At 71.0% G+C, this 24,248-nt stretch carries 22 protein-coding genes; 5 read left to right on the top strand and 17 right to left on the bottom strand.

Annotated elements, in window-relative coordinates:
- Positions 1-4: 4 nt before the first annotated feature.
- From Q1A98_RS12930 to rsmD, 12 genes are all read right to left on the bottom strand, one after another.
- On the bottom strand, positions 5-712 hold the full coding sequence (locus Q1A98_RS12930; protein ID WP_299574096.1) for a response regulator: 708 nt from the start codon (positions 710-712) through the stop codon (positions 5-7).
- The gene (locus Q1A98_RS12925) at positions 690-3,320 is read right to left on the bottom strand and encodes a sensor histidine kinase KdpD (protein WP_299574093.1); all 2,631 of its coding nucleotides are present in this window, start codon (positions 3,318-3,320) and stop codon (positions 690-692) included. The genes Q1A98_RS12930 and Q1A98_RS12925 overlap by 23 nt, the downstream gene beginning before the upstream one ends.
- 33 nt (positions 3,321-3,353) lie before the next feature.
- Positions 3,354-3,980: a potassium-transporting ATPase subunit C gene (locus tag Q1A98_RS12920; RefSeq protein ID WP_299574090.1), complete on the bottom strand. Its 627-nt coding sequence runs from the start codon at positions 3,978-3,980 to the stop codon at positions 3,354-3,356.
- A gap of 2 nt (positions 3,981-3,982) precedes the next feature.
- The gene (gene kdpB, locus Q1A98_RS12915; RefSeq protein ID WP_299574088.1) at positions 3,983-6,052 is read right to left on the bottom strand and encodes a potassium-transporting ATPase subunit KdpB; all 2,070 of its coding nucleotides are present in this window, start codon (positions 6,050-6,052) and stop codon (positions 3,983-3,985) included.
- An 11-nt stretch (positions 6,053-6,063) separates the two neighbouring features.
- Positions 6,064-7,749, bottom strand: a complete 1,686-nt coding sequence (gene kdpA, locus Q1A98_RS12910) for a potassium-transporting ATPase subunit KdpA (RefSeq protein ID WP_299574086.1) — start codon at positions 7,747-7,749, stop codon at positions 6,064-6,066.
- Positions 7,750-7,756: 7 nt separating this feature from the next.
- Positions 7,757-7,855 (bottom strand): potassium-transporting ATPase subunit F, encoded by a 99-nt coding sequence (locus tag Q1A98_RS12905; RefSeq protein ID WP_299574083.1) that lies wholly within the window; start codon positions 7,853-7,855, stop codon positions 7,757-7,759.
- Between the two features lie 282 nt (positions 7,856-8,137).
- On the bottom strand, positions 8,138-9,031 hold the full coding sequence (gene mutM, locus Q1A98_RS12900; protein WP_299574081.1) for a bifunctional DNA-formamidopyrimidine glycosylase/DNA-(apurinic or apyrimidinic site) lyase: 894 nt from the start codon (positions 9,029-9,031) through the stop codon (positions 8,138-8,140).
- Between the two features lies 1 nt (position 9,032).
- Positions 9,033-9,827 (bottom strand): ribonuclease III, encoded by a 795-nt coding sequence (gene rnc, locus Q1A98_RS12895; RefSeq protein WP_299574078.1) that lies wholly within the window; start codon positions 9,825-9,827, stop codon positions 9,033-9,035.
- Complete coding sequence (locus Q1A98_RS12890; RefSeq protein WP_299574660.1) at positions 9,824-10,411, bottom strand: DUF177 domain-containing protein; 588 nt, start codon at positions 10,409-10,411, stop codon at positions 9,824-9,826. The genes rnc and Q1A98_RS12890 overlap by 4 nt, the downstream gene beginning before the upstream one ends.
- A gap of 107 nt (positions 10,412-10,518) precedes the next feature.
- On the bottom strand, positions 10,519-11,301 hold the full coding sequence (locus Q1A98_RS12885) for a DivIVA domain-containing protein (protein WP_299574076.1): 783 nt from the start codon (positions 11,299-11,301) through the stop codon (positions 10,519-10,521).
- Positions 11,302-11,421: 120 nt separating this feature from the next.
- Positions 11,422-11,895 carry a pantetheine-phosphate adenylyltransferase gene (coaD, locus tag Q1A98_RS12880; protein WP_299574073.1) on the bottom strand — a complete coding sequence of 158 codons (474 nt, stop codon included), beginning with the start codon at positions 11,893-11,895 and terminating at the stop codon, positions 11,422-11,424.
- 6 nt (positions 11,896-11,901) lie between these two features.
- Positions 11,902-12,459 (bottom strand): 16S rRNA (guanine(966)-N(2))-methyltransferase RsmD, encoded by a 558-nt coding sequence (gene rsmD, locus Q1A98_RS12875; protein ID WP_299574071.1) that lies wholly within the window; start codon positions 12,457-12,459, stop codon positions 11,902-11,904.
- 167 nt (positions 12,460-12,626) lie between these two features.
- On the opposite strand from rsmD, the gene ectA reads away from it, so the two are divergent.
- From ectA to Q1A98_RS12850, 5 genes are all read left to right on the top strand, one after another.
- Complete coding sequence (gene ectA, locus Q1A98_RS12870) at positions 12,627-13,145, top strand: diaminobutyrate acetyltransferase (protein ID WP_299574069.1); 519 nt, start codon at positions 12,627-12,629, stop codon at positions 13,143-13,145.
- Between the two features lie 173 nt (positions 13,146-13,318).
- Positions 13,319-14,575, top strand: a complete 1,257-nt coding sequence (ectB, locus tag Q1A98_RS12865) for a diaminobutyrate--2-oxoglutarate transaminase (protein WP_299574066.1) — start codon at positions 13,319-13,321, stop codon at positions 14,573-14,575.
- A 58-nt stretch (positions 14,576-14,633) separates the two neighbouring features.
- Positions 14,634-15,032: an ectoine synthase gene (locus tag Q1A98_RS12860; RefSeq protein ID WP_299574063.1), complete on the top strand. Its 399-nt coding sequence runs from the start codon at positions 14,634-14,636 to the stop codon at positions 15,030-15,032.
- Positions 15,033-15,045: 13 nt separating this feature from the next.
- Positions 15,046-15,960, top strand: a complete 915-nt coding sequence (locus Q1A98_RS12855; protein WP_299574061.1) for an NAD(P)-dependent oxidoreductase — start codon at positions 15,046-15,048, stop codon at positions 15,958-15,960.
- Positions 15,961-16,443: 483 nt separating this feature from the next.
- Entirely contained in the window at positions 16,444-17,394 is a 951-nt protein-coding gene (locus tag Q1A98_RS12850; RefSeq protein ID WP_299574060.1) for a Sir2 family NAD-dependent protein deacetylase, read from the top strand.
- Here the strand turns inward: Q1A98_RS12850 and proB are convergent.
- From proB to Q1A98_RS12825, 5 genes are all read right to left on the bottom strand, one after another.
- Entirely contained in the window at positions 17,347-18,450 is a 1,104-nt protein-coding gene (proB, locus tag Q1A98_RS12845; protein ID WP_299574059.1) for a glutamate 5-kinase, read from the bottom strand. The two genes, Q1A98_RS12850 and proB, sit on opposite strands and share 48 nt — an antisense overlap.
- Positions 18,451-18,472: 22 nt before the next feature.
- Complete coding sequence (obgE, locus tag Q1A98_RS12840; RefSeq protein WP_299574058.1) at positions 18,473-19,954, bottom strand: GTPase ObgE; 1,482 nt, start codon at positions 19,952-19,954, stop codon at positions 18,473-18,475.
- A 123-nt stretch (positions 19,955-20,077) separates the two neighbouring features.
- Complete coding sequence (gene rpmA, locus Q1A98_RS12835) at positions 20,078-20,341, bottom strand: 50S ribosomal protein L27 (RefSeq protein ID WP_299574056.1); 264 nt, start codon at positions 20,339-20,341, stop codon at positions 20,078-20,080.
- 37 nt (positions 20,342-20,378) lie between these two features.
- Positions 20,379-20,690 carry a 50S ribosomal protein L21 gene (gene rplU / locus Q1A98_RS12830; RefSeq protein ID WP_299574054.1) on the bottom strand — a complete coding sequence of 104 codons (312 nt, stop codon included), beginning with the start codon at positions 20,688-20,690 and terminating at the stop codon, positions 20,379-20,381.
- Between the two features lie 259 nt (positions 20,691-20,949).
- Complete coding sequence (locus Q1A98_RS12825) at positions 20,950-24,117, bottom strand: translation initiation factor IF-2 N-terminal domain-containing protein (protein WP_299574052.1); 3,168 nt, start codon at positions 24,115-24,117, stop codon at positions 20,950-20,952.
- Positions 24,118-24,248: the final 131 nt, after the last annotated feature.

Genomic DNA, 24,248 nt, shown 5'->3' with positions numbered 1-24,248 from the left:
GCTGTCAGCGGACGAACCGATAGCCCATGCCCGCCTCGGTCAACAGGTGGCGCGGGTGGGTGGGATCGGGTTCGAGCTTGCGCCGCAGGCCGGCGAGATACACACGGAGATAGTGGGTCTGGGAGTGGTAGGACGGACCCCACACCTCGTGCAACAGCTCCCGCTGTCCGACGAGCTTCCCCTCGTTGCGCACCAGCATCTCCAGGACACCCCACTCGGTGGGCGTCAGGTGCACGGGTTCGCCGCCGCGCGTGACGATCTTCGCGGTGAGATCCACCACGAACGACCCGGCGTCGACGACGGGCACCTCCACCCCGGGTGCGGGTGCCTCGGCACGACGGACCGCCGCCCGGAGCCGGGCCAGCAACTCCTCCATGCCGAACGGCTTCGTGACGTAGTCGTCGGCGCCGGCGTCGAGGGCGTCGACCTTGTCGGCGGAGTCCACCCGCGCCGAGAGCACGATCACCGGCACCGTCGTCCAGCCACGCAGCCCGGAGAGCACGGCCATGCCGTCCATGTCGGGCAGGCCGAGGTCGAGGATCACCACCTGCGGGTCGGTCTGCGCCGCCGCGCGCAGTGCACCCGCGCCGGTGGACGCGGTGGTGACCTCGAATCCCCTCGCCCGCAGATTGATCCGCAGGGCACGCAGGATCTGCGGCTCGTCGTCGACGACGAGCACGCGCACGGGCTCAGGTGCCGGAGGCTGCGACACCGTGGGCTTCCTCTCGCTCGCGGGACGCGGCGGTCCCGTCGGTCACGTCTGTGGTCGCGTCGGCGGGCAGGTCCACCACCATCGTCGACCCACCGCCCGGCGTCTCGACCACCTCGAGCTGCCCGCCCATGGCCTCGGTGAACCCCGACGCCACCGAGAGCCCGAGCCCCACACCGGAACTGGAGTTCTGGTCGCCGAGGCGGTGGAACGCCGCCAGCACCGCCGCACGGTCACCCTCGTCGATGCCGATGCCGTGGTCGACCACGAGGACCCGGACCCGCCGCGACGCGCTCGTCGTCGTGTCGTCGACGTCGCCGATCGGCTCGTCCGGTTCGGCCCGCACCGTCACCGTCGCGTCGCCGGAGTGCCGCAGCGCGTTGTCGATGAGATTCGCCAGGACCCGTTCCAGCAGCACGGGATCGGCCCACACCAGGACGTGTCCGCCGTCGACCCGGACCCGCTCGGTGGCGGTGGTCGCGTAGCTGGCCATCCCGACGAGCACACGACCGACCACCTCGCCGAGGTAGACGTGCCGCATCTGCGGGCGCACGACGCCGGCGGCCAGACGCGACGAGTCGAGGAGGTTGCCCACGATGGCGGTGAGGTGGTCGGTCGACTCCTCGATGGTGGCGAGGAGTTCGGCGGTGTCCTCCGGCGAGAACGACACGTCGGTGCTGCGCAGGCTCGACGCCGCGGCCTTCACCGCCGCGAGCGGGGTCCGCAGGTCGTGGCTGACGGCCGAGAGCAGCGCGCGCCGGAGCTTGTCGGTCTCGGCGAGCGCGCGTGCCTCCGACGCAGCCTCGGCGAGCCGACGACGTTCGACGACGCCGGCCGCCTGCGTGGCGACCGCCGTCAGCACCCGACGGTCACGGCCGGTCGGTGCGGGTCCGCGCAGTAGCATGGCGTACTCCCCCGACGCGACGGTGCACACGGTGTCGGCGTCCCCGGGCCGCGCCGCGGGATCGGTCCCCACCGCGTTCTCGACCACCGGGAGCGAGCCACCCAGACGCACCACCGAGACCGCCGTCTGGCCGAAGGTGTCGCGCACGAGTTCCAACAGGGTGGTCGGGCTGGTCCCGGAGAGCACGGCCCCGGCGAAGGTCGTCAGCAGTTCCGCCTCCGCGGCCGCCCGGGACGCCTCGCGGCGGCGCCGGGAGGCGGAGTCCACGAGAGCCGCCACCGCGATCGCGACCACCAGCATCACGAGGATCGTCGAGGCGTTCTCGGTGTTGTCGATGGTGAAGCTGTAGCGGGGGTCGGTGAAGAAGTAGTTGAGCAGCAGGCCGGAGACGATGGCGGTGAGCGCCGCCGGGGCGACGCCGCCGAGCAGCGAGATCGCCAGCACCACCAGGAAGAAGACCGCCGTCTCGGTCGCGAACCCCATCCACTTGTCGGCGAAGTACATGACCACCGCCGCCGCGGACGGCACGAGGACCGCGAACACCCACGTCAGCGGTCGACGGAATCGGCTCTGCCGGATGTCGAGCAGGTTGCGGCGGGGCGCCTGATCGTGGGTGACCATGTGCACGTCGATCTTCCCCGACATCCGCACCACGGCCGCGCCGGTGCCCTCGGAGACCAGCCGCTGCCACCGCGACCGGCGCGAGGTCCCGAGCACCAGCTGGGTCGCGTTCACGCCGCGGGCGAAGTCGAGCAGTGTCTCGGCGATGTCGTCGCCGACGGCGGTGTGGATGCGCGCCCCGACACCCTCGGCGAGGTCCTTCAGCGAGGGCAGCTCGCCCGACAGGCGGTCGAGGAGTCCGTCACCCCGCACGACGTGCACCGCGATGAGCTCCGCGCTCGACCGCGACGCGATGCGGCTCGCGCGTCTGAGCAGCGTCGCCGACTCAGCACCGCCGGTGACGGCGACCACGACGCGCTCCCGGGTCTCCCAGGTCGCGGTGATGGCGTTCTGGGCGCGATAGTCGGCCAGCGAGTCGTCGACGCGGTCGGCGAGCCAGAGCAACGCGAGCTCGCGCAGCGCGGTGAGGTTGCCCTGCCGAAAGTAGTTGACCAGGGCACCCTGGATGCGATCGCCCTTGTAGACCTTGCCCGCGGCGAGGCGTCGTCGCAGCGCCTCCGGGGCGATGTCGACGAGCTCTATCGAGTCGGCCGCGCGGACCACCTCGTCGGGCACGGTCTCGCGCTGCGTCACTCCGGTGATCTCGGCGACGACGTCGTTGAGGCTCTCGAGGTGCTGGATGTTCACCGTCGAGAGCACGTCGATCCCGGCGTCGAGGAGGTCGCGGATGTCCTCCCATCGCTTGGGGTTCCGCATCCCCGGGGCGTTGCTGTGGGCCAACTCGTCGACGAGCACCACGTCGGGTCGGCGCGCGAGGACGGCGTCGACGTCGAGTTCGTGCAGGACGGTGCCGCGGTGCTCGACCGGCCGGGTGGGGACCGTCTCGATCCCGTCGGCCATCTGCGCGGTGGCGCTGCGCCCGTGGGTCTCGACTATGGCCGCGACGACGTCGGAGCCCTCGACGAGCAGCGTCTTGGCCTGGGCGAGCATCTCGTAGGTCTTCCCGACGCCGGGTGCGCAGCCGAGGAAGATCTGCAGCGTCCCGCGACGCTCGGCGTCCCGGGGCGGTGCGGTCGGTGCGGACACCGCCTGATCTTCCGCCGTGTCACTCATGCCGCGCTACCCGCACCTGCCCGCGGTGAGGCCGAGACCCCGGTTCACGCCGAGCACGTTCACGGTCGGTTGCCCGAGGAAGCCCAGCTGGCGGCCAGAGGTGTTGGCCGCGATCACCGCGCGCACCTGGTCCTGCGACTTCCCGGTGACCCGTGCGATGCGCGGCACCTGGATGGCGGCGTACGCCGGGCTGATGTCGGGGTCGAGGCCCGAGCCCGACCCGGTGACCGCGTCGACCGGGACACGGTTCGGGGCGACACCCTCGCGGGCGGCGATGGTCGCCCGGCGTTCGGTGATCCACCGGGCCAGCTTCGCACTCGACGGTCCCTGCTGGCTCGCCGCCGACGCCGACGGGTCGCCGGGCGCGAACGGGTCGTCGTCGGAGCCGACGACGCGGGCGTGCAGGTACGGGTCCGGAGCGCCCGTCGCGGGGCGGGGGTCGATGCCGAGCAGCGCGGAACCGACCTCGCAGCCGGCACGGTCGGTCACCCGGGACCCCTCGGGACCGCCGGGCGCGATGCGCGAGACACCCCACACGACGGCGGGATACGCGATCCCGACGACCACGGTGAGTGCGACGAGGACCGCGAGGCCCACCAGGGCCTGACGGAGCACCTGCTTGAGGACGAGCACCACTACCCCATTCCCGGGATGAATCGGACGACGAGATCGATGAGCCAGATCCCCACGAACGGCGAGATGACACCGCCGACGCCGTACACGAGCAGGTTGCGACCGAGCAGGCGTGAGGCCGACGACGGCCGGTACGCCACACCCCGCAGCGACAGCGGGATCAGCGCGATGATGATGAGCGCGTTGAACACCACCGCCGAGGTGATCGCCGACTGCGCCGAGTGCAGCCGCATGATGTTCAGCCCGTCGAGCTGCGGGTAGATGCCGCTGAACAGGGCGGGCAGGATCGCGAAGTACTTGGCCAGGTCGTTGGCGAGCGAGAACGTCGTCAACGCACCGCGGGTGATGAGCAGCTGCTTGCCGATCGCCACCACGTCGATGAGCTTGGTGGGGTCGGAGTCGAGGTCGACCATGTTGCCGGCCTCCTTCGCGGCCGACGTCCCGGTGTTCATCGCGAGACCCACGTCGGCCTGTGCCAGCGCCGGGGCGTCGTTGGTGCCGTCGCCGGTCATCGCGACGAGCTTGCCGTAGGCCTGCTCGGCACGGATGACCTCGAGCTTGTCCTCCGGCGTCGCCTCGGAGATGACGTCGTCGACACCGGCCTCCGCGGCGATCGCCGCCGCGGTCCGGGGGTTGTCACCGGTGACCATCACCGTACGGATCCCCATCGCCCGCAACTGCGCGAACCGCTGCGCCATACCGGGTTTGACGACGTCCGACAGCGCGATCACGCCGAGCACCCGAACCGGGTCCTCACCGCGACGCTCGCCGACCACCAGCGGTGTCCCACCGCCGGTGGCGATCGCGTCGACCTGCTCGGACACCGCGTCGGGGACGGTGGCCCCGGTGGACCGGGCCCAGGAGATCACCGCGTCGGCCGCGCCCTTGCGCAGCGCCAGGCCGTCGGCGAGATCCAGCCCGCTCATGCGTGTCTGCGCGGTGAACGGCACCAGCGTCGCCGAACCGGGCGCGGGACGGATCGCCTCGACGTCGACGCCGTGCGTCTCGGCGCAGAAATCGACGATGCTGCGCCCCTCCGGTGTGTCGTCACCGAGGCTCGATCGACATGCGGCCAGCGCGATCTCGTCCACGGTGACCGCCGGTGCCGGGGCGACGGCCGTGGCCCGGCGGTTGCCGAACGTGATGGTGCCGGTCTTGTCCATGAGCAGGGTGTCGATGTCACCCGCGGCCTCGACGGCACGTCCCGACATCGCCAGCACGTTGCGCTGGACGAGGCGGTCCATGCCGGCGATGCCGATGGACGACAGCAACGCACCGATGGTGGTCGGGATGAGGCAGACCAGCAGGGCGATGAGCTTGATCGGATCCGGCGTCTGCCCGCCGTACTGCTGCACCGGACCGATGGCCACGACGGCGAGCAGGAAGATGATCGTCAGGCTGGCGAGCAGGATGTCGAGTGCGATCTCGTTGGGCGTCTTCTTCCGCGACGCGCCCTCGACGAGCGCGATCATGCGGTCGACGAACGACTCCCCCGGCCGGGTGGTGATCTGCACGACGATGCGGTCGGACAGCACGACGGTGCCTCCGGTCACCGCGCAGCGGTCGCCGCCGGATTCACGGACGACCGGTGCGGACTCACCGGTGATGGCCGACTCGTCGACGGTCGCGATGCCTTCGATCACGTCGCCGTCGCCGGCGATGGTCTCCCCCGCCTCGACGACGATGCGATCGCCGATCGTCAGGTCCGACCCGGACACCTCGACGATCGACCCGTCGGACTCGAGGCGTCGGGCGACCGTGTCGCGCTTGACCTTCCGCAGGCTCTCGGCCTGCGCCTTGCCGCGTCCCTCGGCCACCGCGGTCGCCAGGTTGGCGAACACGACGGTGAACCACAGCCAGAACGCGATGGCCCACGCGAACACCGACGGGCGCACGATCGCCAGGATCGTCGTGACGATCGACCCGACGAACACCACGAACATGACCGGGTTGCGGATCTGCTTGCGCGGGGTCAGCGCCCGGACGGCGTCCGGGAGCGCGGTCACCAGCGACCGCGGCGAGAAGGACCCGCGACCGACCAGTTCGGCCGGGGCCGAATCGGTCTCGGGCATGTCGGTGACGGTCACTGCATCGCCTCCGCGATCGGCCCCAGCGCGAGGGCCGGGAAGAAGGTGAGTCCGGCGACGAGCACCACGGTGCCGAAGAGCAGTCCGCCGAACAGGAGTCCATGGGTGGGCAGGGTCGCCGTCGACGACGGCGAGGGGCGTTGCCGGGCGAGCAGTCCGGCGAGCGCCAGGGTGAAGACGATGGGCAGGAACCGGCCCAGCAGCATCGCGACGGCCAGGGACGTCTGGAACCAGTCGCTGGTGACGGTGAGGCCACCGAACGCGCTGCCGTTGTTGTTCGCGGCGGACGCGAAGGCGTACAACACCTCCGAGTAGCCGTGCACCGACTGCGGCGACCCGGGGTCACCGCTGTTGCCCTGGAACCCGGTCGTCGACGACAGCGTCATCGTGATGCCCGTGCCGACGAGGACGAGCGCCGGCATCACCAGGATCGAGAGCGCGGCCATCGTGATCTCGCGCTGCCCGATCTTCTTGCCCAGGAACGTGGGTGTGCGGCCCACGAGCAGTCCGCCGACGAACACCGCGATCACCGCGAGCACGAGGATCCCGTAGAGACCGGTTCCGACGCCGCCGGGCGCGACCTCGCCGAGCAGCATGTTCCAGATCAGTGCCCCACCACCGGCGGCGGAGAAGCTGTCGTGCTGGGAGTTCACCGCGCCGGTCGACGTCCCGGTGGTGGCGACGGCGTAGAGCACCGATCCGGGGATGCCGAAGCGCTGCTCCTTGCCCTCCATCATCGCGCCGGCTGCCCGTGCTGCCACACCGGTGGTGTGCTGCTCGAAATACGCGGTGATCGCGAAGATCACGGCGAGCAGCGACGCCATCACGCCGAGGATCGTGAGGCCCTGGCGGCGGTCGCGCACCAGTGTCGAGTAGGTACGCGTCAGGCAGATCGGGATGAGCAGGATCGCGATGACCTGGGCGATGTTGCTCAGCGGGGTGGGGTTCTCGAACGGGTGGGCGGAGTTCGTCGCCAGCGAGCCACCGCCGTTGGTGCCGAGCTCCTTGATGGCCTCCTGGGAGGCGAACGGCCCGACCATAGCATGGCCCTGCGACCCGTCGAGGTTGGTGAAGTCGAAGCCGGAGTGGAACGACTGCACCACACCCTGGGTGAGGAACAGGATCGCGAACAGCACGGAGAGCGGCAACAGGATCCGCAGGGTCGCGCGGACGAGGTCGACCCAGAAGTTCCCGATGTCGTCGCCACCGGTCTTCGCGACGATCCCCCGGATGAGCGCGACGGCGACCGCGATGCCGACGGCTGCGGAGAGGAAGTTCTGCACGGCGAGGCCGCCGGCCTGCACGAGGTTACCCATCACGGCCTCGGGGCTGTACGACTGCCAGTTGGTGTTGGTGACGAAGGAGACGGCGGTGTTGAAGGCCATCGCACTCGGCACGTCTGGGCGACCGCCCGACATCGGCAGGACGGCCTGCAGTCGTTGCAGCGCGTAGAGGAACAGCACGCCGACGAGCGAGAAGCCGAGCACGGCCGCGGTGTAACCGACCCAGGTCTGCGGCCGCGATGCGTCGACGCGGACGACGCGATACAGCGCCTGCTCCACGCGGAGGTGGCGGGGTGAGGTGAGGACACGGGCCATGTAGTCGCCCAGCGGCACGTAGGCCAGGGCGAGGACCAGGACCACCACCCCGATCTGGAGGGTGGCGGCGAGTGCGGGATTCACGGCGGCGTCAGAACCTCTCCGGGAACACGAGGGCGGCGACCAGATAGAGCACCAGGGCCGCGGCGATGACGAGCACCGCGACGGTGATGGTGCCGGTGAGCGTCATCGCGACACCCGGGACGCCACGGCCCGCAGCGTCAGTGCGCACAGCGCGAACAGCACGAGGATCGTTGCCACGAAGGCGAGGTCCGCCACGTCGGTCACTCCTGGAGACAGCGCCACCCGGGTCGGGCGGCTCGCATCGGCGATGCTGCCGCGCCCGGGTGGCCCGATCGCCCGCGTTAACGGCCTTTCGACGCGCTGACCTGGGGTCTTGACGAGATCTTCACGGCCGGTGAGACGGCGCGCACGCTATCCTTCGCAGAGCGAACGAGCTGGGTGAGCGGGGTCAGGCCCCACGGGGCCGCGTCTGGCAGCGCGGGCAGCTGAAGGAACTGCGGTTCATGAACTGTTCGCGGCGGATCGGGGTGCCGCAGCGGTGACACGGCTGCCCCTCGCGGCCATAGGCGTCCAGGGACCGGTCGAAGTAGCCCGAGGCACCGTTGACGTTGACGTACAACGCGTCGAACGACGTACCGCCCACGGCGAGGGCCTGTTCCATCACCTCGCGCGCGGAGTCGAGCAGACGGCCGAGGACCCGGGGGCCGAGCGCATCGGTCATCCGGGCGCCGTGGATCCTGCTGCGCCACAGAGACTCGTCGGCGTAGATGTTGCCGACGCCGCTGACGACGGTCTGGTCGAGCAGGGCCCGTTTGATCTCGGTGTGCTTCCCACGCCACGTCGTGACGACCTGCTTGCGGTCGAAGGCGGGGTCGAACGGGTCGCGCGCGATGTGCGCGATCGAGGCCGGGACGGTGTCCGTGCCGCCGTCCGCCGGCGCGACCAACTCGTCGAGGAACCAGCCGCCGAACGTCCGCTGGTCGACGAAGCGCAGTTCGCGACCGTCGTCTAGACCGACGCGGATGTGGAGATGTTTCGGGTCGGGGGTGTCGGGATCGGTGACGAGCATCTGCCCGCTCATCCCGAGATGGACCACCACCGCCATGTCACCGGGCGCGTCGGTCGGGGTCGAGGCGTCCGCGACGTCGAGCCACAGGTACTTGCCCCGACGACGCGCGGCGACGACGCGCGTGCCGGACAGCGCGTCGGCGAGATCGGTTGCGCCCCCGACGTGCCGCCGCACCGATCGCGGGTTGCCCACCGCCACCGACTCGATGACGTGACCGACGACGTGCGCGTCGAGACCGCGCCGGACGACCTCGACCTCGGGGAGTTCGGGCACCTCAGGCGGGAGGCGTCGCGAAATCGCCCGTCACGGCGCCCTGCGACGCCGCACCCGCGTTCGCGGTGAGCGCGGCGTACGCCGCTGCGGCAGCCTTCTGCTCGGCCTCTTTCTTGGTGCGCCCCGACCCCTCCCCGTGACCCTCGCCGCCGACGACGGCGACCGCCGAGAAGACCTTGTCGTGATCGGGTCCGGTGGAGGTGATGCGGTACTGCGGGACACCGAGACCGCGCGCCGCCGTCAGCTCCTGCAAGGACGTCTTCCAGTCGAGTCCCGCGCCGGCGACCGCCGCACGGCTCAGCGACTCGGCGAACAACGCGCGGATCACCGTGCGCGCCACGGCGAAGCCGTGGTCGAGGTAGACCGCGCCGAGGACGGATTCCGTGCCGTCGGCGAGGATGCTCGCCTTGTCCCGACCGCCGGTCATCTCCTCACCGCGTCCGAGGAGGATGTGCCGACCGAGGCCACCCTCCCCCAGGCCGCGGGCGATGTCGGCGAGGGCGTACATGTTCACCACGCTCGCCCGGATCTTGGCGAGTTCGCCCTCCGGGCGGTCGGGGTGGTCGAGGTACAGCTGCTCGGTGACGACGACACCGAGCACCGAGTCGCCGAGGAACTCCAGACGCTCGTTGGTGGGCAGGCCACCGTTCTCGTAGGCGAACGAGCGATGGGTCAGAGCGAGCGTCAACAGGTCGAGGGAGATGGTGACGCCGAGGGCGTCGAGCAGCGGCGCGGGATCCGAGAGGAGCGCCGGCCTGGTCGCGGAGCGGCCGACGACGGACACGTCGTCGGTCATCGCGGACTCCCGGAGCCGTCCCCCGCCGTCGTCGAGCCGTCGTCCGACGGGCCGTCGTCGGCCGTCGTCGCGATGTCCTTGAGCGCCGCCCAGCGCGGGTCGATCACCTCGTGGCCGTGGTCGGGCCCGGCGGCGTCGAGCCGGACACCGCACTCGGAACACAGGCCGGCGCAGTCGGGTCGGCAGAGCGGCGTCATGGGCAGGTCCAGCGCGATGGCGTCGATCACGGCCTGCTCGAGGTCGATGTGGTCGTCGTCGATGCGGTGGACGTCGTCGGCGTCCGACGTCTGGTCGGTCGTGCTGTCGGGGTAGGCGTACAGCTCGGTGAGGAACACGGTGACGGTGTCACCGAGCGGCTCCAGGCACCGCGCACACTGTCCCGCGGTCTCACCGCTCACCGTCCCGGTGACGAGCACTCCCTCGGTGACGGCCTCGAGCTTCAGGTCGAGATCGATGTCGCTCTCGGCCGGGATCCCGATGAGGTCCAGCCCGATGGGGTGGTCGGAGGACACCGTGCGGTGCACCTGGGTCATCGTCCCGGCGCGCCGTCCGAGGGACCGGATGTCGAGGACGAAGGGGGACATCGTCGAACTGGTTCGCTGGTCGGACACGCGCGAAACGATACGTGAATTCGCGAGGTCATCCCACCCGTCACACGCCCGGCATCACGGGCGCGACGGGAGGGGTCATCTCAGACGGCGACGCCGTGCGGGTACTCGCGATCGTGCAGGTCGACGGCGTGGTCGGTGTAGTCGTGGACACCGGCCCCGGTGCGCAACTGCTGACGACCGCGGCTCACCGACCGCATCGTGGTCGTGAGGACCTCCTCGAAGTCGGCGAGCTTGTTGTCGACGTAGACGTCGCACTCGCCGCGCAGACGATCGGACTCGGCGTGGGCGGCGTCGATGATGCGGTCGGCCTCCGACTTCGCGGCGGCCACGACCTCGGTCTCGGACACCAGGCGCTGCTGCTCGGCGATGCCGTCGGCAACGGACTTCTCGTACGAGGCGTTGCCGGACTCGACCATGCGTGCGGCCTCGGCGCGGGCGCGACCGGTGACGGCCTCGAACTCGCGGGCGGCGCCGGCGGCGGTCCGCTTCGCCTCCTCGGTCGCGTCGGCCATCAGGTCGGTGGCGTGCGCCTGCGCCTCGGCGACCATGCGGTCGGCGTGCGACTTGGCCTCGGAGAGGATGCGGTCGGCCTCGGCACGGGCGTGCGAGACCATCGCGTCGGCCTGCGACGTGGCCTCGGCGACGGTGGTGTCGGCGTGCTCGCGGGCGTCGCCGACGAGCTTGTCGCGCTGGTCGAGAACGTCCTGCGCGTCGTCGAGTTCGGCCGGGATGGCGTCCTTGACGTCGTCGAGGAGCTCGAGCACGTCTCCCCGGGGGACGACGCAGCCGGCGGTCATGGGGACGCCGCGCGCCTCCTCGACGATGGCGCCCAGTTCGTCCAGAGCTTCGAACACGCGGTACACGGCTACCTCACTTCGTCCGGGCTGTCGACGCACCACCCGCGATGGGAGGGGTGGTGTCTGTGTGAACAGTGTGCCGTCTGTGACTGGAGTTCCGTGGGAGGCGGCGGGGCGTGTCGGGTGTCAGCGCACCGCGTCGGCGATGGCCTCGGCCACGGGTCCGGGGACATACGGCGACACGTCACCGCCCAGGCGGGCGATCTCCTTCACCAGCGAACTCGACACGTGGGCGTGGCGCGGGTCGCCGAGGAGGAACAACGTCTCCACACCGGCCAGCTCGCGGTTCATCTGCGCCATCGGGGTCTCGTACTGGAAGTCGACGGGCCCGCGGAGACCCTTCACCATGGTGGACAGTCCACGCTGGGCGAGGTAGTCGACGAGCAGGCCCTCGCACGAGTCGACACGGACGCCCGGCAGGTGCGCGGTGCACTCCTCGATCAGCGACACCCGACGGTCGACGCCGAACATGCCCTTCTTCGACGGGTTGACCGTGACCAGGACGACGACCTCGTCGAACCGCTCGGCGCACCGTTCGACGACGAACAGGTGACCGCTGGTGATCGGATCGAACGAACCGGGACACACCGCTGTCGTCATGGCCGATCACGCTAGCAGCGCGAACTCCACGCGGGTGTCCCCGTAACGGCGGTCGCCGTCGGGTTCGAGGCCGTCGGGCCAGGTGGTCGCCGGCGATCGCGCGGAGCGTTCGACGACGACGGTCGCGCGGGGGGCGAGCCATCCGTTCGCGACGAGTCGCGCCGCGTGCTCGTCGACCACGTCCGCGGGAAAGTCGTAGGGCGGGTCGCAGAAGACGAGGTCGAACGCCGCTGCCGGCGCGGACTGGAGGAAGGCGTCGACGCGGCGTCGCACGACCGTCACGACGCCGGTCCCGACACCCACCGATCGCGCGTTGGCGCGGATGACTGCCACCGCCCGCGCGTCGGAGTCGACCAGGGTCGCGTGTCCGGCCCCTCGGGAGACCGCCTCCAGGGCCAGCGCACCCGATCCCGCGTACAGGTCCAACACCCGGGCGCCGTCGAGGTCCAGGCGGGTCTCGAGCATCGCGAACACCGACTCGCGAACACGGTCGGTGGTGGGCCGCGTGCCCGCCGGTGGCGCGGTCACCGGCCGCCCGCCCGCGACACCCGCGATGATCCTCATGCCCCGATTGTGGCCGGTCGTCGGCACGTCGTCGCAGGTGGCGTCGGGTGCGCATCGTGACAGGCTTCACACGGACCCGATATACTGCCCCTTTACCGAGTCCGCAGCCGCTGCCTCGGTCGGCTCGGGTGACATCGCTGTGACCCGTTGTTAACTTGGCTGATGCCATGCACACCGCACAGATGGGCGCGACACTGACCACGACACCGGAAGTCACGTTTCGCCTCCCCGACGTCTCCGACGGGGTGCGGCTCTGGGAGATCGCCCGCGACTCCCAGGTGCTCGATCTCAACTCCAGCTACGCCTATGTGCTGTGGTGCCAGGACTATGCACGGACGTCCGTCGTCGCCGAGGTGGACGGTCGCGTGGTCGGTTTCGTCACCGGCTACGTCCGGCCGCAGGCCCCGGACACCGTCATGGTGTGGCAGGTCGCCGTCGACTCCGACCAGCGCGGTCTCGGCCTGGCCGGCCGCATGCTGAACGCCCTGATGGATCGTGTCGAAGAGGATGCGATCTCGCGGATGCAGACCACCATCAGCCCCGACAACGAGGCATCCCAGCGGTTGTTCACGTCGTTCGCCGAGAAGCGCGGCATGACGATCACCAGCCGCGACTACTTCGCGCCGGAGGACTTCCCGGACTCCCACGAGCCCGAGGACCTTTACACCATCGCGCCCCGCGTCTGAGGCGTCACCGGTGATCGCGTCCGCTCCTGCCGTCGCGGACGTGCCGACCGTCGCGCGTCGCGTCACGCGTGCGCCGGCAGCCGCCGCCGGTCCGTACCGCGGGACGCCGGGAATGCCGCGGATGCGCGATCAGTTCAGATGCCCGAGTCCCGAACCCCGAGTGAGGAACCCCGATGAGCTTTCCCGACGACATCTTCGCCGACCGTGAGTCCGAGGTCCGCAGCTACAGCCGCGGCTGGCCCGCCGTCTTCGACACCGCCTCCGGATCGTGGCTGACCGACCGCGACGGGACGCGATACCTCGACTTCTTCGCCGGCGCGGGCGCTCTCAACTACGGGCACAACCACCCCGTACTCAAGGAGGCCCTCCTCGAGTACATGTCGCGCGACGGGATCACCCACGGCCTGGACATGATGACCGTGGCCAAGGGCGAGTTCCTGCAGACCTTCAGCGACAAGATCCTCACGCCGCGCGGTCTCGACTACAAGGTCATGTTCCCCGGCCCGACCGGTACGAACACCGTCGAGGCCGCGCTCAAACTGGCCCGCAAGGTGACCGGCCGTGAAGCGATCATGAACTTCACCAACGGGTTCCACGGCATGACGCTCGGCGCCCTGTCGGTGACCGGCAACTCGATGAAGCGCGCCGGCGCAGGCATCCCGCTGGTGCACACCACCCCGATGCCGTTCGACGACTACTTCGACGGGTCGGTCGAGGACTTCAGCTGGATGGAACGGATCCTCACCGACTCGGGCAGCGGCTTCAACAAGCCCGCCGGCGTCATCGTCGAGACCGTGCAGGGCGAGGGCGGCGTGAACGTCGCCCGTGCCGAGTGGCTGCGCGGCCTGGCCGACCTGTGTCAGCGTCACGGGATCCTGCTCATCGTCGACGACGTCCAGATGGGCGTCGGCCGCACCGGACCGTTCTTCTCGTTCGAGATCGCCGGCATCACCCCGGACATCGTGACCCTGTCGAAGTCGATCGGTGGCTACGGCCTGCCCATGGCGCTCACCCTGTTCAAGCGCGAGCACGACATCTGGGGCCCTGCCGAGCACAACGGCACGTTCCGCGGCAACAACCCGGCGTTCGTCACCGCCAAGACCGCCGTCGACCACTTCTGGAGCGACGACACCCTGGAGAAGGACGTCCTGCGCAACGGCCAGAAGATCCACGACGTGTTCGCCCGTCTCGCCGACGAGCACGAGGGTGTCTCCACCCGTGGCCGCGGCATGGCGCAGGGACTCGTCTTCGAGACCCCCGAGCACGCCGGGAAGGTCTGCCAGCTCGCCTTCGACCGCCACCTGCTCGCCGAGACGTCCGGCCCGCAGGACCAAGTCGTCAAGTTGCTCCCGCCGCTGACCATCACCGACGACGAGCTCGACCAGGGCCTCGAGATCCTCGCCGAGGCGACCGCACAGGTCGTCTCCTGAGCGACCCGCACGACCCGCACGACCCGCCCGCCCCATCCCCGACACGACAGGAGCACCCGTGATCGTCCGGACCATCGACGAGATCACCGACACCGACCGCGACATCGTCGCCGAGAACGGCAACTGGCGGTCCAAGCGGATCATCCTCGGCGGTGACAAGGTCGGCTTCTCCTACCACGAGACCGTGATCAAGCCGGGAACGGAGAACGAGTTCCACTACGCGAACCACATCGAGGCCGTGTGGTTGATCTCGGGCACCGGGCGACTGCTCGACCGCGAGACCGGCGAGGAGTACCCGCTCGCCCCGGGCACGATGTACCTGCTGGACAAGCACGACCGCCACACCGTGTTCGCGGACACCGAGCTGCGCATGTACTGCGTCTTCAACCCGCCGGTCGTCGGCAACGAGACGCACGACGAGAACGGCGTCTACCCCCTGGTGACAGTCGACGACTGATCGCGGCACAGGCGTGAGCACCGACACCCCCGTCGCGATCGCGCCCGAGGTCGACGAGCACATCGCGGCCGCGGTGACCGCTGCCGGTGGCCGGCTCGTCGATCTCGACGACGCCGAAGTGCTCGTGTGGCTGGGTGGGAACGACGACTTCCCTACGCTGCCCGACGCGGTCCGCTGGGTGGCTCTACGACTCGCGGGGATCGAGGCGTTCATCGACGCCGGGATCATCGACGACCGCCGGCAGTGGACCAACGCGTCCGGCTTCTACGCGGAGAACGTGGCCGAACACGCGCTGGCACTGCTGCTGGCCGGGCTGCGCCGCATCCCCGTCGCCGTACGCGACGGGTGGGACAAGGGCGCCATCGACCCCGCGGTGCGCTCGGTGCACGGATCAACCGTCGGCATCGTGGGTGCCGGTGGGATCGGTCGCTCACTCATCCCCCGATTGCGTGCCTGTGGCGCCCAGGTCATCGCGGTGAACCACTCCGGACGTCCGGTCGACGGGGCGGAGCGGACAGTACCCGCCGACCGAGTCGCCGAGGTGTGGTCACAGGTGGACCACGTCGTGATCGCGGCACCGTCGACGGCGCAGACGCGGCACATCGTCGACGCCGACGCGCTCGCCGCCCTGCCGTCGCATGCCTGGGTGGTCAACGTGGCCCGCGGGACGCTCGTCGATCAGGCCGCCCTGCTCGACGCGGTGCGGTCCGGGGCGATCGCCGGAGCCGCGCTCGACGTGACCGATCCCGAACCCCCGACACCCGACGACCCGATCCTGCACGAACCCGGGATCATCGTGACCCCGCACGTCGCGAACCCGTCGTCGGGGCTGACGCGAACCCTGGCGCCGTGGATCGCCGAGAACCTGCGCCGATTCCGCGCCGGCGACGAACTCCTGTCGACGGTTCGTCCGGGGAGTCGCTGGTGACGTCCGGACCGGTCCGCATCACGGCCACGATGTGATCCGCCGCCCGCCCGTGCGCGCAGTCCGCGTGTGGGTCGGTGTGGGTCCGGTCATGCTCGTCGAAGTGGGAGTTCGTCGAACATCCGCGGCGGAACATGCCGCGCGGGTCGTCGATCACGACCAGCGGGGGGCGCGTGTCCGCGACCGAGACGGGCACACCTCGTCGCCGCCAGTCCTCGTCGAGTGCCTCGTTCTCGCGGGCCGCATCGCCCAGTACAGCGGGGTCCACCCGCCCGACCCACCACGTCCGATCACCGGATCGATACGCGGCCACGGTCGCACACCTCGTCTTGCGCACAGAACTCTTCTCGTGGAACTTTCCCCGTCCCACCCACAGCACACCATCCCGGACGGTCGAACAGATCATTTTCGATAACAAACCCTCTGTTCGGCTTACATGATCGCAACGGCGGATCGCGACGGGGCCCGTCGGTACGCTGGGTGACGATGCGTACACGCCTGCAGGTCGCCTGGACCCCGGGTGACCCGACACCGGTCGACGAGGACCTCGACGCCCGCGTCGCGCAGGCCCACGACCTCCTCGCAGGACGGTCGACCGTGGTGCTGACCGGTGCCGGGATCTCCACCGACTCCGGCATCCCGGACTACCGCAGCCCCGGCGCGGCTCCCCGCACGCCGATGACGATCGACGCGTTCCTCGCCTCGGCCGAGTTCCGTCGCCACTACTGGGCGCGCAACCACCTCGGGTGGCGCCATCTCGACGCCGCGACCCCGAACGCCGGTCACCGTGCCGTCGCCGCGCTGCAGCATCACGGTCTGGTGCGCGGGGTCATCACGCAGAACATCGACATGCTGCACACCAAGGCCGGATCCCGCCCCGTGCTCGAACTCCACGGCTGCTACGGACGCGTCTGCTGCCTGGACTGCGGCTGGCAGATCTCCCGACACCGGCTCGCGGGCGTCCTCGACCCCCTCAACGTCGACTTCACCGCTCGCGTGCGGTCCCGCGGAGCGCTCGACGTCGCCCCCGACGCCGACGTCGCCGTCGACGACACGCGCGATTTCCAGATGATCGACTGCCCCGCCTGCGGTGGAGCCCTCAAGCCGGCGATCGTCTACTTCGGGGAGAGCGTGCCGCGGCCGGTCGTCACCCAGGCCTACGCCATGGTCGACGCGGCCGACGCGCTGCTCGTGCTCGGGTCGAGTCTCACGGTGATGTCCGGGCTGCGGTTCGTCCGCCACGCGCGACGACGCGGCATCCCCGTGGTCATCGTCAACCGCGGGGCCACCCGCGGCGACGACTGCGCCACGCTCAAGATCGACCACCGCTGCGCCGACGTGCTGGAGCGTCTCGTCGCCCGTGTGGCGGCTGACGGCGCACCGACTGCGTCAGCGCGCGGCGACGAGGTCGTCGGCGTGCACCACCGCGCGTCGTAACCCCTCGGGCAGCGACGAGGTCGACCGACCGACCATCTGCTGGACCTCGTCCGCGTCGTACGCCGTCACACCACGGGCTCGCAGCGCTCCGGCGGCGTCGACGATCTCCACCACGTCACCGGCCGCGAACGTCCCCCCGACGGCCACGACGCCGGCCGGCAGGAGCGAGGCCCGGCGCGCGATCGCGGCGGCGGCACCGTCGTCGACGGTGAGGCGCCCACGGGTCTCGGCGGCGTGCCGCACCCAGAAGCGCCGCGCGCTCATCCGTGCCGGTCGGGCGGCGAAGGCCGTCCCCACGTCTGCGGGACCCAGTGCGGCCGAGGCGTTCTCGGCCGCGGCGAGCAACACCGGGACACCCGCGTCGGCGGCGAGCCGGGCCGCGGACAGCTTGGAGGCCATGCCCCCGGTGCCGAGTGCTCCCCCGGACCCCGCGACGACGCCGTCGAGATCCTCCGGACCACCGACCTCCCGGATGAGCGTCGCACCGCCCTTGCGGGGATCGCCGTCGTAGAGACCGTCGACGTCGGAGAGCAGCAGCAGCGCCTGCGCGCCCGCGAGGTGGGCGACCAACGCGGCGAGACGGTCGTTGTCGCCGAACCGGATCTCGTCGGTGGCGACGGTGTCGTTCTCGTTGACCACCGCGACCGCACCGAGGGAGCGCAATCGGTCCAGGGTGCGCTGCGCGTTCGCGTGATGCGACCGGCGCGAGATGTCGTGTGCGGTCAGCAGGACCTGCCCGACGGTGCGCCCGTGTCGCGCGAACGAGGTCCCCCAGGCGTGGGCCAGGGCGAGCTGCCCCACACTGGCCGCTGCCTGCTTGGTCGCCAGATCCGTCGGGCGGCGCCGCAGACCCAGCGGCGCTAGCCCGGCACCGATGGCCCCGGAGGACACGACGATGACATGGGTGCCGGCGGCCATCCGTGCCTCGAGGGCGTCGGCGAGACGGTCGAGGCGGTCGAGGGCGAGCCCGGCGTGCAGGTCCGTGAGCGCCGACGACCCGATCTTGACGACGATGCTGCGGGCCCCGGCGATCTCGCGCCGGACGGCCGAGGTCACCGGATCACCGTGTGTGCGGGCGTCAGTCGTCTCCATCGATGTCCCCGACGTCGTCGAACACGTCGTCGTTGTGGTGACGGCGCGCCTTGCGCGCGACCTTGCGGTCGGCGGCCCCGACGCGGTCGGTGCGGTCGAGGCGGATGTCGGTGCCGCGCCCGGTGATCGGGACGGCGTCACCGCTGGGCAGCGTGGGCTCCCAGTCGAAGGTCACGTCGCCGATGGTGACCGGCGCACCGGGCTCCGCGCCCCGGCGGACCAGTTCGTCCTCCACACCGAGCCCGTTGAGACGATCGGCCAGGTATCCGACGGCCTCGTCGTTGTCGAAGGCGGTCTGCTTGATCCACCGCTCCGGGCGGGTGCCGCGGACGATGAAGCCGCCCGGCGTCGCCGGGTCGGGGACGACGGAGAACCCGGCCTCGTCGACGGCGACCGGCCGGATGACGGGCCGTCGGGCCACGGCCGCCGGCGTGGCCGCACGGTGCTCGGCGACCTTCTCCGCCAACGAGAATCGCAGGCGGTCGAGGCCGACATGGCCCACCGCGGAGATCGTGATCACCGGCCAGCCCCGCTCCTCGAGGTCGGGTGTCACCAGCTCGGCCAGTTCGGCCGCCTCCGGGACGTCGATCTTGTTGAGGATGACGACGCGCGGACGGTCGGCGAGGTCCTGCAACCCGTGGTCGGCCGACAGGGCGGGCGTGTAGGCCGCGAGTTCCGCCTCCAGCGCGTCGATGTCGGAGATGGGGTCCCGGCCGGGTTCGAGGGTCGCGCAGTCCACCACGTGGGCGAGCACCGCGCACCGCTCGAGGTGGCGCAGGAAGTCGAGGCCGAGCCCACGTCCCTGGGACGCACCGGGGATCAGACCGGGCACGTCGGCGATGGTGAACACGCGGGCGCCGGCGGTGACGACACCGAGGTTCGGCGCGAGGGTGGTGAAGGGGTAGTCGGCGATCTTGGGCTTGGCGGCCGACAGCACGGAGACGAGCGACGACTTGCCGGCCGAGGGGAAGCCGACCAGACCGACGTCGGCGACGGACTTGAGTTCGAGGACGAGTTCGCGGGTCTCCCCCTCCTCGCCCAGCAGCGCGAAGCCCGGGGCCTTGCGCGCCTTCGACGCCAGCGCAGCGTTGCCCAGCCCGCCGCGGCCGCCCTGCGCCGCCACGAACTCCGCGCCCGCGCCGACGAGGTCGGCGAGGATCCGGCCGTGCTCGTCGAGGACGACGGTGCCGTCCGGGACGGGCAGGACCAGCGACTCGCCGTGGCCGCCGTCGCGGTTCGACCCGGCACCGGGTCTGCCGTTCTGTCCCCGCGCGTGGGGCCGGAAGTGGAAGTCGAGCAGCGTGTGCACCTGCGCGTCGACCCGGAGGACGACGTCACCGCCGTTGCCCCCGTTGCCGCCGTCGGGCCCGCCGAGCGGTTTGAACTTCTCGCGGTGGACCGACGAGCACCCGTGGCCGCCGTTGCCCGCCGCGGCGTGGATGGTCACGCGGTCGACGAATCGCGACATGCTGGGTGGTCCTGTCCGGTCGGTGGTGTCGAGGGTTGAGGTGTTCGGGAAAAAACCAGGGGCGGGCAGGGTCTCGATGACCTGCCCGCCCCTGGTGGACGTGCGCCGTGTGACGCCGCGCGGTCAGACCTGCGCGGGCGCCGGGACGATGTTGACGGTCTTGCGACCGCGCTTGGTGCCGAAGGCCACCTCACCGGTCTCCAGGGCGAACAGGGTGTCGTCGCCGCCGCGACCGACGTTGACGCCCGGGTGGAAGTGGGTGCCGCGCTGGCGGACCAGGATCTCGCCGGCGTTGACCTGCTGGCCGCCGAACCGCTTCACGCCGAGGCGCTGGGCGTTGGAATCACGACCGTTGCGCGAGCTGGACGCGCCCTTCTTGTGTGCCATGTCGTCGGTCCTCTCGAGACGTCGGGGTTCGGGTGGCTTACTTGACGCCGGTGACCTTGAGCACCGTCAGACGCTGACGGTGGCCCTGGCGCTTGTGGTAGCCGGTCTTGTTCTTGAACTTGTGGATCCGGATCTTCGGGCCCTTGACGTGCTCGACGACCTCGCCGGTGACCGACGCCTTCGCGAGCGCAGCGGCGTCGGTGGTGAGCGACGCGCCGTCGACGAGGAGGGCCACGGGGAGAGAGACGGTGTCGCCGACGGCGCCGTCGATCTTCTCGACCTTGACCAGATCACCCTCGGCGACCTTGTACTGCTTACCGCCGGTCTTGACGATCGCGTACGTTGCCATCGCGAACACCTTCTCACTGTCGTTGTCGTGCGCCCGCGCGGGTGCGCGCCGGCATTCGTGCATGTCGGGGTACGTCCTCGCCGGGTGGTGCGCGTTCCCGCGCGACGCCGACGAGTCGGTGATGCCTCGGGCGCGCGGCGTGCGACGGCGGCAGGATCCGCACAGCACTGTCCGACTCGCGTCGAGGCGACCTGTCGAGGTTACGGGAGTGGCGACGACCGGGTCAAACCGCGGTCGGACCCGTTCCCGCGGACCCCGCTCACTCCTCCACGGGCGGCCCGGCGGGACGGCCCGCGGCCCGGCGGCGGGCGGTCCGACGGACCGCCACGACGGGCGCGTCGGCCTGCTGCGCGGCCACCGTGGTGGTCGGCGTGTGCGAGGTCTCCACAGCGAGGGTGTCCGCGGTGCCCGACACCGGCTCCGATCCCCCGACGGGCGCGGCCGCCGGACGGCGTGCGGCCCGACGGCGCCGCCGAGGGGCCTCGGTGGCGGTGTCCGACGCGGAGGTCTCCACCGCGGCAGTGCCGTCGTCGACGGACGCAGCGGCGGTGGCCTCGACGACCGGCTCGGAGGTGGTGACCTCGGAGGCTGTCGACTCCGCCGGCGTCTCGACGACGGTGGCCGCCGCGGCGTCGGAGACCTGCGACGCAGGGTCCTCCACCGTCACGTCCGCCGCGGGAGCGTCGGGCCCAATCTCGTCGGCCGGGGACTCGTCGGTCCCCTGACCGGCCATCGCGCGGAAGAGCGGGTGCTCGGCCGGGTTGACCTTCTTCGCCTCGCCCTGGTCGGAGGACCCGCCGTCGGACTTCTTGCGTCCCGAGCGGCGTGAGCGCTTGCCGCCGGACTCCTTGCCGGAGTCGTCGCCCCCGCCACCGCCGGCGCCGGACACCTCGACCGGGTTCGCGTGGACGACGATCCCGCGCCCGTTGCAGCAGGTACACGTCGAGGAGAAGGCCTCCAACAACCCGGTTCCCAGGCGCTTGCGGGTCATCTGCACCAGGCCCAGCGACGTCACCTCGGACACCTGGTGGCGGGTGCGGTCCCGGGACAGTGCCTCGGTGAGGCGGCGCAGCACGAGGTCGCGGTTGGACTCGAGCACCATGTCGATGAAGTCGACGACGATCATGCCGCCGATGTCCCGCAGACGCATCTGCCGGACGATCTCCTCGGCCGCCTCGAGGTTGTTGCGGGTCACCGTCTCCTCGAGGTTGCCCCCGGATCCTGTGAACTTGCCGGTGTTCACGTCGACGACGGTCATCGCCTCGGTGTGCTCGATGATGAGCGTGCCGCCCGAGGGCAGCCACACCTTGCGCTCTAGTGCCTTGGTGAGCTGCTCGTCGATGCGGTGCACGGTGAACGCGTCGGGGGCGTCGGCGTGCGGTTTCTCGAACCGGGCCACCCGGTCGAGCAGGTCCGGCGCGACCGACTGCACGTATCCGTGGACCTGATCCCACGCGCCGTCACCGTCGATGACGAGTCGGGAGAAGTCCTCGTTGAACAGGTCGCGCACGACCTTCACGAGCAGGTCCGGCTCGGAGTACAGCACCTTCGGCGCCGACGAGCCGGAGCCCTTGCCGCCCTTGCCGGTCGCGGAGTCCGCGGCGGCCTCGATGCTCTCCCACTGCGCCTTGAGCCGTTCGATGTCGCCCGCGAGATCCTCCTCGCTGACACCCTCGGACGCGGTGCGGATGATGACGCCGGCGTCCGCGGGGACGACCTTGCTCAGGATCTGCTTGAGTCGCTTGCGTTCGGTGTCGGGCAGCTTGCGTGAGATCCCGGTCGACGACCCACCGGGGACGTAGACCAGGTACCGGCCGGCCAGCGAGATCTGTGTGGTCAGGCGGGCGCCCTTGTGCCCGACGGGGTCCTTGCTGACCTGGACGACGACGGGGTCGCCGGGCTTGAGCGCCTGCTCGATCTTGCGGCTGCCGCCGTCGAGGCCCGCGGCGTCCCAGTTGACCTCGCCGGCGTACAGCACGCCGTTGCGTCCCCGACCGATGTCGACGAACGCCGCCTCCATGCCGGGCAGCACGTTCTGCACGCGACCCAGGAAGATGTTGCCGACCATCGACGACGAGGTCGAGGTGGTGACGAAGTGCTCCACGAGGACGCCGTCCTCGAGGACCGCGACCTGCGTGTAGTCCTCGGTCGCGGCGGCGCCGTCGGCCCCGTCGCCGGTGAGCGTCGTGTTCGCCGAGCGTTCCCGTACCACCATGACGCGGTCCACCGCTTCGCGGCGGGCCAGGAACTCGGACTCGGTGAGGATCGGGGGCCGACGACGACCGGCGTCGCGCCCGTCGCGACGGCGCTGCCGCTTGGCCTCCAGTCGTGTCGAACCGGAGATGCCCTGCACCTCGTCGCGATCGCGGGCGCGGGACTTGTTCCGCGGCTCGCGCTCGTGGACGACGGTGTTCGGCGGATCGTCGTCGCCCGCGCTGTCGTCGGAGTCCGCTCCGCCCTTACGGCGACGGCGACGGCGCCGCCTGCGGGTGCCCGAGCCGTTGTCGTCGTCGGTGTCGTCGTCCGAACCCGCATCCGACGACTCGTCGGAGTCCTTGTCGGCCGAGGCGTCCTTCGTCGACTCCTCGTCCCCGGTCGACGGCCGATCGGTGCCCGCCGAGGTCGATTCGGCGTCCTTCGACGGCCGGTCGCCGCCCCGGGTGGCGTCGCCCTCGGTGTCGTCCGACGAGTCGGTCGAGCCGTCACCGTCGTTCTGGTCGCCGCGTCCGCGACCCCGTCCCCGGCGGCCGCGGCGGCGACGCCGGTTCCCGCCCGAGCCGGTGTCGTCGTCGCTGTCGGCGTCGGTCGAGTCGCCGGCAGTCGACGACTCGTCGGCGGTGGCGTCCTCAGTCGATCCGCCACGCTTCGGCTGGTCGTCCCCGGCGTCACCGGCGCTCGGCGCGTCGTCCGCGGCGGGCGCGGCATCGCCGGTGTCGGCCTCCGTCGACTCCGCCTTGGCGGGCCGACGGCGACGGGTGCGACGCACCTCGTCGGGGTCGGGTGGCGGGAGGAAGAGCGGTGACACACCGGGGTCGGCGGCCGGTGCCGCGGGCGCGGTCTCCTCGGAGGCGACCGCGGAGAACAAGGACGGCGCGGGGTCGGCTGTCGCGGTCGGCGCATCCGATCCGGACGGGCCGTCGGCCTGGGGGGAGTCCTCCACCGCGGCGGTCGCCGGGGTGTCTGTCGCGGCGTCGGCAGCCGGGCTGTCCGACGACGCGGCATGGGCGTCGCGGACCGCGACGGCGGCGCTGCGGTCGATGCTCGACTGCGGGCTGCGGGCGCTGATGCCCAGGTCGGCGAGGTGCGCGAGCACCTCGCGACTGGTCAGTCCGATCATGCGGGCGAGGGCGTGCACCCTCATCTTGTGCGGGAAGTCCTGCGCCGGTGACGCGTCGTTGCGATCGTCCGGCGTGCCTGTGTCGGCCACGTGTTCTCCTCGACCCTCGGGCGCATCGTCGGACGCGGCCGCGCGAGGGTTCTCCTGTGTGTCGGTGCGCCGCGGGGGCGCCCGAGTTTGTATGGTCTCGCGTCGCAGGCGGCCGGGGGTTTCTCCGGTCT

The organism is uncultured Williamsia sp. (assembly GCF_947494875.1).
Classification (GTDB): Bacteria; Actinomycetota; Actinomycetes; order Mycobacteriales; family Mycobacteriaceae; genus Williamsia_A.
This window is presented reverse-complemented; position numbering and strand designations above follow the sequence as displayed.

Bases quoted from the DNA above. Each gene is read 5' to 3' on its own strand.
- kdpB (WP_299574088.1), bottom strand. From the start codon at position 6,052: ATGCCCGAGACCGATTCGGCCCCGGCCGAACTGGTCGGTCGCGGGTCC.
- Q1A98_RS12905 (WP_299574083.1), bottom strand. From the start codon at position 7,855: ATGACGCTCACCGGCACCATCACCGTCGCGGTGCTCGTCATCGCCGCG.
- rnc (WP_299574078.1), bottom strand. From the start codon at position 9,827: ATGACCGACGACGTGTCCGTCGTCGGCCGCTCCGCGACCAGGCCGGCG.
- Q1A98_RS12890 (WP_299574660.1), bottom strand. From the start codon at position 10,411: ATGTCCCCCTTCGTCCTCGACATCCGGTCCCTCGGACGGCGCGCCGGG.
- coaD (WP_299574073.1), bottom strand. From the start codon at position 11,895: ATGACGACAGCGGTGTGTCCCGGTTCGTTCGATCCGATCACCAGCGGT.
- rsmD (WP_299574071.1), bottom strand. From the start codon at position 12,459: ATGAGGATCATCGCGGGTGTCGCGGGCGGGCGGCCGGTGACCGCGCCA.
- ectA (WP_299574069.1), top strand. From the start codon at position 12,627: ATGCACACCGCACAGATGGGCGCGACACTGACCACGACACCGGAAGTC.
- ectB (WP_299574066.1), top strand. From the start codon at position 13,319: ATGAGCTTTCCCGACGACATCTTCGCCGACCGTGAGTCCGAGGTCCGC.
- Q1A98_RS12850 (WP_299574060.1), top strand. From the start codon at position 16,444: ATGCGTACACGCCTGCAGGTCGCCTGGACCCCGGGTGACCCGACACCG.
- obgE (WP_299574058.1), bottom strand. From the start codon at position 19,954: ATGTCGCGATTCGTCGACCGCGTGACCATCCACGCCGCGGCGGGCAAC.
- rpmA (WP_299574056.1), bottom strand. From the start codon at position 20,341: ATGGCACACAAGAAGGGCGCGTCCAGCTCGCGCAACGGTCGTGATTCC.
- rplU (WP_299574054.1), bottom strand. From the start codon at position 20,690: ATGGCAACGTACGCGATCGTCAAGACCGGCGGTAAGCAGTACAAGGTC.